The organism is Streptomyces sp. BL1, assembly GCF_057628045.1.
In genome coordinates, this window is record NZ_JBXYWZ010000002.1 from 1,146,051 (window position 1) to 1,158,258 (window position 12,208).

A 12,208-nucleotide genomic window follows, 5' to 3' on the forward strand; every position below is an offset into this window, starting at 1 on the left:
CCGTGCCGCACCTCGGGCACGTACTCCGCGCGCAGACCGCGCGCACCCGACGCGCCCCACGCGTATTCCTGAGCCACGCGCATTCCTGAGAGGGAATAACTCCATGACGGACAAGTTCGTAGCCGCGATCGACCAGGGCACCACCTCCAGCCGCTGCATCATCTTCAACCACGCCGGCGCGATCGTCGCCGTGGACCAGCGCGAACACCGCCAGATCTTCCCGAAGCCCGGCTGGGTGGAGCACGACGCCACCGAGATCTGGGCCAAGGTGCAGGCCGTCGTCGCCGGGGCCATCGCCAAGGCCGGCCTGCGCCCCGACCAGTTGAGCGCCGTGGGCATCACCAACCAGCGGGAGACGACGGTCCTGTGGGACCGCGCCACCGGCAAACCTGTGCACAACGCGATCGTCTGGCAGGACACCCGTACCTCGGCGCTCTGCGCCGAACTGGGCGGCGCCGACGGCCAGGACCGCTTCCGCGACCGTACGGGGCTGCCGCTGGCGAGCTACTTCTCCGGGCCCAAGGCGGCCTGGCTGCTGGACAACGTGCCCGGGCTGCGGCAGCGCGCCGCGAACGGTGACATCGCCTTCGGCACCATCGACTCCTGGCTCATCTGGAACCTCACCGGCGGTACCGACGGCGGCGTGCACGTCACCGACGTCACCAACGCCGGGCGCACCATGCTGATGAACCTGGAGACCCTGCAGTGGGACCAGTCCATCCTGGACGCGATGGACGTACCGGCCGCCGTTCTGCCAGAGATCAAGTCCTCGGCCGAGGTGTACGGGACGGCCGTCGGCCAGCTGGCGGGCGTACCGGTCGCGTCGGCGCTCGGTGACCAGCAGGCGGCCGTGTTCGGGCAGACCTGCTACAACGTCGGCGAGGCCAAGAACACCTACGGCACCGGCTCCTTCCTGCTGCTCAACACCGGCACCCGCCCGGTGGCCAGCAAGAACGGGCTGCTCACGACGATGGGTTACCAGCTGGGCGGCGAGGACGCCGTCTACTGTCTGGAGGGCTCGATCGCCATCACGGGCGCGCTCGTGCAGTGGTTCCGCGACCAGTTGGGCATCATCAGCGAGTCGGATGAGATCGAGTCGCTCGCCGCGAGCGTGGACGACAACGGGGGCGCGTACATCGTGCCCGCGTTCTCCGGGCTGTTCGCGCCGTACTGGCGTTCCGACGCACGCGGTGTGATCACCGGTCTGACCCGCTACGTCACCAAGGCGCACCTGGCGCGGGCCGTGCTGGAGGCGACGAGCTGGCAGACGCGGGAGGTCGTGGACGCCATGTACCAGGACTCCGGCGTGCAGATCACCAGCCTCAAGGTGGACGGCGGCATGACCGTCAACGGGCTGCTGATGCAGCATCAGGCGGACGTGCTGGGCGTGCCGGTGATCCGTCCGGTGGTGGCCGAGACGACCTGTCTGGGCGCGGCGTACGCGGCGGGCCTCGCCACCGGCGTCTGGCAGGACCTCGACGAGCTCAGGTCGCACTGGAAGCGCGACGCCGAATGGGCGCCGCGCATGGGTGCGGAGGAAAGGGAGCGGGAGTACGGCAACTGGCGCAAGGCCGTGGAGCGCAGCTTCGGCTGGGAGCAGGACGGCGCCGGCTGAGTGCCGCGCCGCCCGGCGGTCACGGCGCGGGCGCGGGCTGCCGCTCCCCGTCGCGCTGGGCGGCGCGCCGCATGGCGTGCTCCACCACGGAGATCAACACGTCGCGGGCGGACTCCCGTTCGCGCGCGTCGCACAGCACAACCGGTACGGACGCGTCCAGGTCCAGTGCGTCCCGGATGGTGTCCGGGGCGTACTGCTGGGCGCCCTCGAAACAGTTGACGCCCACGGTGAACGGGATGCCGCGGCGCTCGAAGTAGTCGACGGCGGCGAAGCTCTCCTCCAGCCGGCGGGTGTCCACGAGGACGACGGCGCCGAGCGAGCCCTGCGCCAACTCGTCCCACAGGAACCAGAACCGGTCCTGTCCGGGGGTGCCGAACAGATACAGCACGAGATCGTCGCGCAGGGTGATCCGGCCGAAGTCCATGGCCACGGTCGTGGTGGACTTCCCCTCCACCCCCTGCGTGTTGTCGACGGGACGGCCGGCCTCGGTCAGCATCTCCTCGGTGCGCAGCGGCTTGATCTCGCTCACCGCCCCGACGAGGGTCGTCTTGCCGACCCCGAACCCGCCGGCCACCAGGATCTTGAGTGTCACCGGTGCCGCGGGCGCGGACTTCTGGGATGCGCGCTTAGAGCGCCCGAAGGCCATCGATCACCTCTCGGAGAATGCTCTCGTCCGGCAGATCGGCCGGCGGAACGGGGCGGCTGACGCGGACCCACTCCGCGTCGATGAGGTCACTGACGAGGACGCGCACGACCCCGACAGGCAGGTCGAGTTCGGCTGCCAGTTCGGCGACCGACAGGGGGGACGTGCGGCACAGCAGGACGATGTCGATGTGCTCGGGTGCCAGCATGCCGTCGGCGTGCAGCGCACTGTCGTACGCCGCCGCCTCCGCGGCATCGTCCGCCCCCTCGCCCGGAGCGTCGCCCGGACTGTCGTCCAGGGACTCCGCGACGACCTGCGCGATCAGATCGAGGCGCGCGTCGTCGGCACTGCCGCGGGTGCGGCCGCGCGTCATCGCGTACGGCCGCACCACGGGTCCTGCAGCGTCGTCGAACCAGCGGTCCGTCATGTCCCTGAGTCCGGCAGGCCGGTGCGGGGCGCGGTGCCCAGATGTGCACCGACCCGCTTGACCAGCAACGTCATTTCGTACGCGACCAGTCCGACGTCGGACTCGGCGTCGGCGAGCACGGCGAGGCAGCTGCCGTCACCGGCGGCGGTGACGAACAGGAAGGCCTCGTCCAGTTCGACCACTGTCTGCCGGACCGTGCCGACGTCGAAATGGTGGCCGACACCCTTGGCAAGACTGTGGAACCCGGAGGCCACCGCTGCCAGGTGTTCGCCGTCCTCCCGGGTGAGGTCCCGGGAGGCGCCGCGGGGCAGGCCGTCGCCGGAGAGCACGAGGGCTTTCCGGATGCTGCCGACCCGCTCCACCAACTCGTCGAGGAGCCAGTCGAGTTCGCCGCCTTTTCCGGCGTTCTGCGGTGCGGCTTCTGGTGAGGTCATGGACCGTCCCCCTCCGGTGTCGTTCCTGGTGCTGTCTCCCCCGCTCCGTCGCCCGGACCGTCACCGCTCCGTGCGGCGTTGTCCTTGCGTCCGCGCTGCCAGCCGCGCTGCAGCGACGACATCCTGCTGCGGACCTCGTCCGCGTCGCGCTCCCAGCCGCCGTCGTCCGCGGAGGGGGCGTCCTCCCCGGCGCCTCCGGCGGCCTTGCGGGACTCGCTGTCCTTCTTCAACTGCGGGGCGAGGTTGGCCTGGCGCACGCGGCGGGGCAGCCCGCCGACGGTGCCGCCGTCCTCCGGCGCCGGCGCCGGCTCCCGCCCGGGGGCCTCGTCCCGCTCCGTGACCGGTGCCTGCCGTGCGGTCGGCTGTTCCGCCGTCCGGTCCTGCTCCTGTCCGTCCGGCTTGGCGCGCTTCTCGCGGCGCGGCAGCCGCCCGGCCGCCTCGCCGACCGTACGGCCGTTGTCGGCGACGAGGACCGGTGTGCCGGGTCCGGGCCGGCGGCGCGGCAGCGGCTTGGGCGGCCCGTCCGGGTCCTCGTCCGCGTCCGGCTGCGGGAGCCGGGCCGTCTGCGGGGCGGGCGGCGGCGCCGCTTCCGGGCGGGCCTGTTCCGTCTCGTCGCGGGCCTGTTGGTGCTGGACGGCCTCCGTGCTGCCGCCCGCCAGGGTCTCCCGTACGGCGGACACGGTCGTGTCCTCGCCCTCCGCACCGTCCAGCGGGCTCTCCAGCTCGACGGGTCCGTCGAGGGCGCCCCGCCGGGCGCCGATCTCCAGGCGGCGCGCCCGCGCGGTGGGCAGTTCGCCGGTCCCGCCGTCCTTGATCCCGCCGCCGAGGGTGTCGCCCGTGGACCCGTCCCGTGCCGGAGTGTCGGTGAGGACGGTGCCGGGGATGAGCACGACGGCGGTGGTGCCGCCGTACGGGGAGGTCTGCAGGGAGACCCGTACGCCCTGTCGCTGGGCGAGCCGGGAGACCACGAACAGGCCGAGCCGGTCGGTGTCGGACAGTTCGAACTCGGGTGTCTCGGCGAGCCGCAGGTTGGCGTCCAGCAGTGCTTCGGCCGGCATGCCCAGGCCGCGGTCGTGGATCTCCAGGGTGAAGCCGTTGGCGACCCGTTCGCCGAGCACCTGGACCGCGGTGTGCGGCGGCGAGAACACCGTGGCGTTCTCCAGGAGTTCGGCGATCAGGTGGGTGAGGTCGGCGACCGCGCCGCCGTCCACGGCAAGCCGCGGGAGTCTGCGCACCTCGACGCGCTCGTAGTTCTCGACCTCCGCGACCGCGGCCCGTACGACGTCCATCAGCTGCACCGGCTTGCGCCACTGCCGCGAGGGCGCGGAGCCCGACAGGATGACCAGACCTTCGGCATGCCGGCGCATACGGGTGGTCAGATGGTCGAGGCGGAACAGGTCGGCCAGTTCGTCGGCGTCCTCGGTGCGCCGCTCCATGGTGTCGAGCAGAGTCAGCTGACGGTGCAGCAGCACCTGGTTGCGCCGGGCGAGGTTGACGAATACCTCGGACACACCGCGGCGCATGTCGGCCTGTTTCACGGCGGCTTCGACAGCGGACCGCTGCAGTGTGTTGAGCGCCTGGCCGACCTGGCCCATCTCGTCCTCGGGGTAGACCAGGCGGGGCGCCTCGGTCTCCACGTCGACCTCCTCGCCCGTGGCGAGGCGGCGCATCACGCTGGGCAGCCGGACGCCCGCGGACTCGTTGGCCTCCTTGCGCAGCGTGTTGAGGTCGCGCACCAGACCGCGGCCCACACGGAAGGAGATGACGAGCGAGGCGAGAACGGCCACGCAGCCGAGCACACCGGCCGCGACCGCCCGCAGGATGACCTCCGTCGCGGACGGGTCGACGCGCTCCTGATAGCGCTGCTGCGACTCGTAGCCGATGCGTTCCAGGTCCGTGAGGACGGTGGAGGTCGCCGACTCCCAGCGCTCCGCGGTGACGGGCCCGCCGCTGCCGTCGGCGGCGTGCGAGCCCGAGGCGATGACGGCGTCCTCGTAACTGCGCAGTGTGCGGCCGTCGGTGCCCTTCCAGTACTTCTCGTACGCCTCGCGGTCCTCGGCGGGCAGCACCGACAGGTTGGTGTCGTAGGCGAGGTTGCGCTCGGCGACCCGGTCGGAGAACGCACGCCGGTCGCCGCTGGTCATATGGCCCGAGGCGAGCGCCGCGGCCATCAGTCCGTCCTCGCGGGAGAGATACTCGCGGGCGCGGGTCAGTACGACAAGTGCGCGACCCTGCTTCTCCAGTTCGACGTCATTGAGGCCGTTGAGCGAACTGACGAACGTGTAGCAGGAGTCGACGAGTTCGTTGTACGCCTGGAAGGCGCCGCCGCGCGTGATGGTGTTCTCACTGACGCGATTGCGGACCTTCTGCAGCGAGTCCAGACTGTCGACCAGATCGTCGAGGCTGCCGAGTGCCCGGGGCTGCAGGCCCGAACGGAGCTCCGAGTCACCGGCATTGATCCGGATCTGCTCCACGGCCGCATCGGTGGCACGCTGCTGCTTGTGCAGCTGCGACAGCGCGTCCGAACGACGGGGGTCGGCCAGATAGACAAGTATCTGGCGCCGCTCGCGCTGGATCGCGCGCACCGCGTCCTCGGTGGGGCTGCCCACGCTGTCCATCGCCTGGGTCGCGTCGAGGAGTTGGACCGCTTCACGACTGGTGATGTACGTCGCGAACCCCCAGATCGACACCAGGGACACCAGCGGCACCAACAGCAGCACCACGATCTTCCGGCGGATGGACTTCCCGCGAAAGCGCATGGCCTCCCCTACGTCAACCCCTCCGCGTGGGGGCGAGTTTCGACAGCAAACGGCGTGAGCCTACTACTGCCGCGCCCCCCGCTCGTAGAGGAGTCCGCACGCCGCAACCGGCCGTCCAGGGTGCCTCATCCTGAGTTGTCCGTCGATGCCCCGACAGCGCTCACAGGATTGTGGCGCAGGACACGCGAGGCCACACGAACGGGGAATGGCGTGCGTACGAGAGACCGTGAAGGGGGAGTGAAGGAATCATGTACGCGAAACCCCGGCTGCCTGATCCGGTCCGGACGGCAGCCGTCCGCGCGGTCATCGCCGTCGCGGTGACCCTCGTGCTCACCATGGCCGCCGTGCTGTGTTCCTTCGCGGAAGTGTGGGCGGCGTTTCCGCTGGTGCTGTGCACGATCGCCGGCATCGTCACGGCCACGTGGGGCGTCCTCGACGTCTGGGTCACCCGGCAGGTGTGGATCCAGCGGAACGGGGTGGTGTCGGAGCCGAGCAGCGCGGCACGGGACCGGGCGCTGGCCCGCGCCCGCGCTCCGTACCGCGCCGCCGAGGAGTCCGCTAGCCGTCCGTCTCGGGACCGCCGTCCGCGGCGGGACCGGCGACGGGACCGGCGGCAGACGGCTCCCCGTCCTGACGGGCCCGGGCCGCTGGGATTCCGGGGCGCTCCGGATCCGCCGGAGCCTCCCCCGCACGATCCGGTGCAGGAGCCGGCGCAGGAGCCGGCGCACCGTCAGGGGCCGCCGCCTCCACGGTCTCCGACGGAGCGTCAGCAGCCGGCTCCTCCTCTGCCCCGTCAGGACGGCGGAACATCCGGGTCGCGGTGATCTCACCGTGCACCGTCTCGCCCTCCGGGTCCTGCTGCGGCAGACCGGAGCGCAGATGCTCCTCGACGCTGATGTACTTCAGCCCGGCCCGCAGGTCCGCGTCGTTCCGCAGCCGTACGACGAGGGGGAACTCGGCGAGCGCCGTCGTGTCGAACAGGCCGGTCGTGTAGAGGAGTTGGACGCCCAGCGCGTCGGCGACCGCGCGCTGCAGCTCCAGCAGATACGTCGCGTTGGCGCGTCCGATGGGGTTGTCGAGGAACAGCGTGCCCGCGTGCCGGTGCTTGTCGTGCCCGCGGTCGTTGCTGCGCAGCGCCGCCATCGTGCAGTACAGCGCGATGGCCGCGGTGAGCAGCTGCCCGCCGGAGAACACGTCGCCCATCTGCCCGACGGGGACACGCTCGGCCCGCAGCACCGAGTCCGGCTTGAGGATCTCCACCGAGACCCCGCGCGGCTGCAGCGCCGCGCTCACACCGCGCAGCAGCAACGACATGCCGTCCCGGCGCAGATCGGAGTTCTTGCGCACCGCGGACCGGGTGGCCTCGTCGATGACCTCGCCCAGCCGCTCGGTGAGCGTGGCCTGATCCGGGTCGTCGAAGCGGATGCGCAGGAACTCCTGCCCCGACCACTCCCCCAGCCCCTCCGGCAGCCGGGACAGCCGCTGCGCAGCGCGCAGCGTCGTCAGCGACGTCTCCACGAGGCCGCGCAGCCGGTCGACGATGCTGTCGCGGTTCCGCTCCAGCTGCTGCAGCTCGTCGCTGAGCACCCGCAGCCGGGGCGCGAACGCCTCGGCCCACGCGGACGCGTGCTCCGGCAGCGCGGCCGCCGGCAGCTCCCTGATCTGCTGCCGCGCCGGGGTGCGCACCTGCTCGAACTTGGTGGAGTTGGCGTGCCGCACGAGCAGATCGCTGGCCTCGCGCACGGCCTGCTCGGCCGACGACAGATCGGTGGCGCAGCCGCGCAGTGACCGGCGGGCCTCCGAGGCCGCCTGCCGGGCCTCGGCGGGCGAGCCCGCGTACGGCTCGGGCTGCGCGGTCTCCTCGTCGGGCGCCGCGAGGTGCGGATCGCGCAGCAGATCACGCAGCATGGCGGCCTGCTCGTCGAACCCGCCGGCCGCGTCCTCCGCTGTGCGGTGCGCACGCACGAGCTCGGCGTGCGAGGTGCGCGCCGCCTCCAGCTCCTCGGTGCGCACGGCCAGTTCGCCGTTCGCCGAACGCAGCAGCGTCTGCGCCTGCTCGGCATCGGAGGGCGCCTGTTCCTCCGTCAGCTCGGCGTGCGCCTCGGCGTCCTGGGGGGCCAGCCGCTCGGCCTCGCCGCGCAGCCTGCCCAACTGCTCGCTGGCCTCCGACGTCCGCGACTCCAGCTTCTGCACCCGGGCCTCGGCGAGGGCCGCCGCGGCCTGCCGGGACGGGCCGTCGGCGCCGTCGGGGCCTTCGAGGAGCTGCGCGGCGCGGGTGCGCACCTTGTTGGTCAGCCGGTCGAGGGTGGCCAGGGCCGCCGACTCGTCGCCCTCGGCCCGGGCCTGCTCGGCGCGCAAGTCGGCGCCGACGCCGACCTTTTCGTACAGCTGGGACGCGGAGCGGTAGGCCTCGCGCAGGTCGGGCAGCGAACCGGCGGGGGCCTCCGCGGTCGCCGTCTCGTCCACATCGTCCGGCACACCGGCGATCTCGGCCCGCTCGGCACGCAGCGCACGGGCCGTACGGCGCGCGTCGTCTGCCGAGCGCTGGGCGCTGCGCCGCTCCTCGTCCGCGGTGCGGGCGCGCTCGACGATGGCGTCGGCGCGCTCCTCGGCGGCGGCCGCCTCGTCGGCCAGCTCCCGCAGCCTGGCCTGCCAGTTGGCCCGCTCGCGCAGCCGGAAGGCGAGGCCGGACAGCGCGTCGGCGCTGCGCCGGGCACGCTGCGCGCGCTCCTGCTGCTCGTCCCGTACGCGCGCCGTCTCGGCCGCGGTCTCGTCGGCCTCGGCGCGCACCGTACGGGCGTCCACGAGGTGCTGCTGCGCGGTGTCCGCCGCAGCACGCGACTCGGCGGCTGTCGCGGCGAGTTCGGCGAGGCGGCCCTGCGGGCAGCCGGCGCGCCAGGAGGAGAGGGCCGCGGCGAGCGTGCGGTCGCCGGAGAGACGGGCCGCGAGCGTACGGATCTCCTCGTCCCGGCCTGCGGCGCGCTCGCGCAGCTGGGTGCGCTCGTCGTCGGCGGCGTTCTCGTCGTGCATCGCCGGGTTCGGCGGGACGAGGAAGACGCCGGACTCCTCGCCCGCCTGCCGTGAGGGGGTGGGCGCGAGCAGCGCCGCTGCCGTACCGACGGCGACCGCCGAACGGGGCAACAGGGCCGCACCCGCGAGGACTTCGCGCGCGCGGGCGTGGCTGTCGGGGTCGGTGATGACGACGCCGTCGACCAGCTCAGGACGGGCCGCGAGCACATCGGCGTGGTCGGCGGGGTCCACGGCCTGCGCGAGATAGCGCCAGCCGGGCAGCGCGGGCACACCGTGCTCGCCGAGGAACTCCACCGTCGCGACGACGTCCGGGCCGGGCGGCAGCAGCCCGCCGTCACCCAGCGCTCCGAGCATCCGCGAGTCCTCGGCGGCGGCCGTCCGCAGGTCGAACAGCTGCCGTTCGGAGGCCGACACGGAGTCGTCGAGCAGCTTCCGCAGCTCCTCGGCGTTCCGGTCCAGCTCCTCGGCGCTCAACCCGCCCCGGCCGTCCTCGGCCTGTGCTCCCCGGGGCAGACCCAGCAGGTCGGCGAGGCGCTCCTCCGCACCCAGGGACTCGGCCGCGCGGGCCTCCGCGGAGTACGCGGACTCCGCCGCGTCGGCCGCGTCCACCGCACGCGCGGCGGCCAGTTCGGCACGGGAGTGCTCCGCCGCGGCCTCCTTGGCCTGCTCCGCACTGCGCAGGGCCGCGTCGCGGGCGCTCTCCCAGGCGGCGACGGCCTCCTTCTCGGCGTCGCTGGCGGCGAGCGCGGCACGCGCCGGGTCGGCGTCCGGCGAGGCGTCGTCCAGCCAGCCGGCGCGCACGGCCTCCGCGGTCTCCTGCTCGACCTCCGTCAGCCGCTGGCGCAGGTGCTCGGTCTCACTGCGGGCGCGCTGTGCCTCGGTGGCGGCGGCCGTGGCGTCCCGGTGCGCCGCCTCGCTCTCGGTCTGCAGCGCCGCGGAACGCTCCTCGTGCTCACCGGCGCGCCGTTCGCCGTCCTCGGCCGCGGCGTGCAGGGCCCGCACCAGGCCCGTCGCGGCCTGGGCGCGGGCCGCCAGCGCGGGTGCCGCGTCCCGCTCGGCCTCCTGGATGGCGGCGGCCACCCGCGCGGAACGGTCGGCTGCCGTACGGTGCGCCAGCACGGTCTCGGCGGCCTGCCAGGCGGAGTGCAGCGTACGGGCCTCGGTCAGCTCGCGGCGCTGTGCGGCGGCCGCCTTCTCGGCCGCGGCGAGGGCCAACGACGCGTGCCGGTAGGCGAGTTCGGCGGCGACGCGGGAGGCGCGGCCGCGCGCGTCCTCGGCGCCGGTGACGGCCTCCCTCGCCTGCTCCGCCTGTTCGGCGAGCTCGGCGGCGCGGCCCCGCTCCTGCGTACCGCGGGCGGACAGCCTGCGCGCGAGCGTACGGGTACGGTGCTCGGCCGCCGTGTGGATCTCGCGGGCGCGGTCGCGCTGTTCGGCGGTCTCCGCGATGCGGTTGAGGTGCTCCAGGGAGCCGGCGGTGAAGTCGCGCTCGGCGGTGAGCTCGGCGCGCCGGCCCAGCTTGTGCGCGAAGCCGTGCACCAGGTCGGCGAGACCGTCGGTGTCCCGGGTGTCGGTGACGGCGCGCAGCAGCAGGTCGGTGAAGTCCGAGTCGTTCTTGACGGCGAACAGGCCCGCCGCCTCGCCCTCGTCGGCGTTCATCTCCCGCTGGTAGCGGAAGAGTTCGGGGTCGAGGCCGAGGCCGGTCAGGTGCTCGTTCCAGCGCTCGTGGATCTCTTCCCACACGACGTCGAGATTCGGGTACGCCTTGCCCGTCTCGGTCAGGACGTCGCGGAAGCCCTTCATCGTGCGGCGGCGCCCGCGGGCCGCGGAGGCGCCCTCGGAGGAGGGGCGCAGCGCCGTGGTCTCGGCGACCGGCAGGGAGTCCAGGCTCATGCCGGGGCCTGGCCGGAACGAATACCAGGCCTCGGCGAACTTCCGCGGGTCGTTGGAGACTTGCCGCCCCCGCCACTCGCTGACCTTGCCGACGACGATGCTCTCGCCGGTGCGCGTGTGCTGCCACTCCAGCGCGACGTGTCCGCAGTCGTCGGCGAGCAGGAACTTGCGCAGCACGCCGGAGCTGGCGCCGCCCAGCGTGTTCCGGTGGCCGGGCAGCATCACCGAGAAGATCAGCTTCAGCAGGACGGACTTGCCGCCGCCGTTCTCCAGGAACAGCACCCCCGCCTGGGCCGGCCGGCGCGGCGGTCCCGCGGGCTCGTCCTCGAAGAAGTCCGCCTGCGCGGGCGCGGGGCTGGGCACCGGGTCACCGACTCCGCGCAGGTCCAGCACGGTGTCGGCGTAGCGCGCACCGGCGGGCCCGATGGAGTAGAGGCGGATCCGGGACAGCTCGTACATGGCGGCGGGCTCTCGTTGGTGGGTACGGGGAGAAGGTCGTGTCGGGGCGGGTCAGGACCCGGGCTGCGCGCTGTCGTGGAAGGGCAGGCCGGCGTCGGGCGCCAGCTCGATGCCCTCGCTCTCCTCGGGCGGCACGAGGCTGGCGGTGCCGTCGCTGACCGGCACCACGCCCAGCTCCAGCAGCTCGCTCATGGCGGCGCTGCCCGCCATGTCCCGCACCTGGAGCTGATAGCGCGCCGTCGTGCGGTACGTACCGCCCGCGTCGTCGCCGGTGCGCTGCAGGAAGCCGGAGTCGGCGAGGAAGGCGACGGCCTTGGCGATGATGCCCGTCGTCGAACCGGCGAGCCGGCGGGCGTCCTTGGTGGCGCCGGTGGAGCTGCGGCGCGCGTACACCCGCCAAGCGGACTCCAGACCGGGCGCGTCGGTCGCGGGGTCGGTGTTCTCCCCCTGCTCCTCGGCGCGCTCCTCCAGCTTGCGGCAGGCCTGCCGGACGAAGGCGTCCACCCCGTTGACGGTGATGCGTCCGATGTAGCCGTCGTCGGCGAGGTCCTCGGGGCGGGGGAACGCCATGGCGGCGACGGCGAGATGGGCGAGCCCGTGCAGGAAGCGGTCGGCCGAGTCGGCGGTGGCACGGCGCGCGTAGTCGCCCATGCGGACGGAGAAGACGGAGTCCTCGTCCGCGGTGAGGGCCATGCCGGCGCGCGACGACACCTCCAGCACGACCAGCCCGAGCCCTGTGGCGACGGCGTCGGCGAGCCGGGCGAAGGCGGTCTCCTCCCGGTATCTGCGCAGCAGTTCGCCGTATTCGGCGTCCCGGGCCGGCAGCAGCTTGGGATGCAGCCCGAAGGACACGAGGCGCGCGGCGTCCGCGGCGTCGGCGGGCGTGACGGCCTTGCGGGTTTCCTCGGCGGGGGCCTCCGCCGGGGCGTACGCGGCCGTCTCCGGCACGGC

At 73.2% G+C, this 12,208-nt stretch carries 7 protein-coding genes; 1 reads left to right on the forward strand and 6 read right to left on the reverse strand.

Annotated features, from left to right (window positions below; genetic code table 11):
* Nucleotides 1-103: 103 nt before the first annotated feature.
* Entirely contained in the window at nucleotides 104-1,615 is a 1,512-nt protein-coding gene (glpK, locus tag AC3AGO_RS05300) for a glycerol kinase GlpK (protein WP_487818937.1), read from the forward strand.
* A gap of 19 nt (nucleotides 1,616-1,634) precedes the next feature.
* Here glpK and AC3AGO_RS05305 read toward each other — a convergent pair whose 3' ends face one another.
* From AC3AGO_RS05305 to AC3AGO_RS05330, 6 genes are all read right to left on the reverse strand, one after another.
* Entirely contained in the window at nucleotides 1,635-2,261 is a 627-nt protein-coding gene (locus AC3AGO_RS05305; RefSeq protein WP_487818938.1) for a GTP-binding protein, read from the reverse strand.
* Complete coding sequence (locus AC3AGO_RS05310) at nucleotides 2,242-2,685, reverse strand: DUF742 domain-containing protein (RefSeq protein WP_487818939.1); 444 nt, start codon at nucleotides 2,683-2,685, stop codon at nucleotides 2,242-2,244. The genes AC3AGO_RS05305 and AC3AGO_RS05310 overlap by 20 nt, the downstream gene beginning before the upstream one ends.
* Nucleotides 2,682-3,119, reverse strand: coding sequence for a roadblock/LC7 domain-containing protein (locus AC3AGO_RS05315; RefSeq protein ID WP_487818940.1), 438 nt, complete (start codon nucleotides 3,117-3,119; stop codon nucleotides 2,682-2,684). Before AC3AGO_RS05315 ends, AC3AGO_RS05310 begins: the two co-directional genes overlap by 4 nt.
* Entirely contained in the window at nucleotides 3,116-5,878 is a 2,763-nt protein-coding gene (locus tag AC3AGO_RS05320; RefSeq protein ID WP_487818941.1) for a sensor histidine kinase, read from the reverse strand. Before AC3AGO_RS05320 ends, AC3AGO_RS05315 begins: the two co-directional genes overlap by 4 nt.
* Before the next feature lie 558 nt (nucleotides 5,879-6,436).
* Nucleotides 6,437-11,257, reverse strand: a complete 4,821-nt coding sequence (locus tag AC3AGO_RS05325) for a coiled-coil domain-containing protein (RefSeq protein WP_487818942.1) — start codon at nucleotides 11,255-11,257, stop codon at nucleotides 6,437-6,439.
* A gap of 51 nt (nucleotides 11,258-11,308) precedes the next feature.
* Complete coding sequence (locus tag AC3AGO_RS05330) at nucleotides 11,309-12,205, reverse strand: hypothetical protein (protein ID WP_487824543.1); 897 nt, start codon at nucleotides 12,203-12,205, stop codon at nucleotides 11,309-11,311.
* Between the last annotated feature and the right edge of the window lie 3 nt (nucleotides 12,206-12,208).

Excerpts from the sequence above, each read along its gene's own strand:
- glpK (WP_487818937.1), top strand. The coding sequence starts at position 104 with ATGACGGACAAGTTCGTAGCCGCGATCGACCAGGGCACCACCTCCAGC.
- AC3AGO_RS05305 (WP_487818938.1), bottom strand. The coding sequence starts at position 2,261 with ATGGCCTTCGGGCGCTCTAAGCGCGCATCCCAGAAGTCCGCGCCCGCG.
- AC3AGO_RS05310 (WP_487818939.1), bottom strand. The coding sequence starts at position 2,685 with ATGACGGACCGCTGGTTCGACGACGCTGCAGGACCCGTGGTGCGGCCG.
- AC3AGO_RS05315 (WP_487818940.1), bottom strand. The coding sequence starts at position 3,119 with ATGACCTCACCAGAAGCCGCACCGCAGAACGCCGGAAAAGGCGGCGAA.
- AC3AGO_RS05320 (WP_487818941.1), bottom strand. The coding sequence starts at position 5,878 with ATGCGCTTTCGCGGGAAGTCCATCCGCCGGAAGATCGTGGTGCTGCTG.
- AC3AGO_RS05325 (WP_487818942.1), bottom strand. The coding sequence starts at position 11,257 with ATGTACGAGCTGTCCCGGATCCGCCTCTACTCCATCGGGCCCGCCGGT.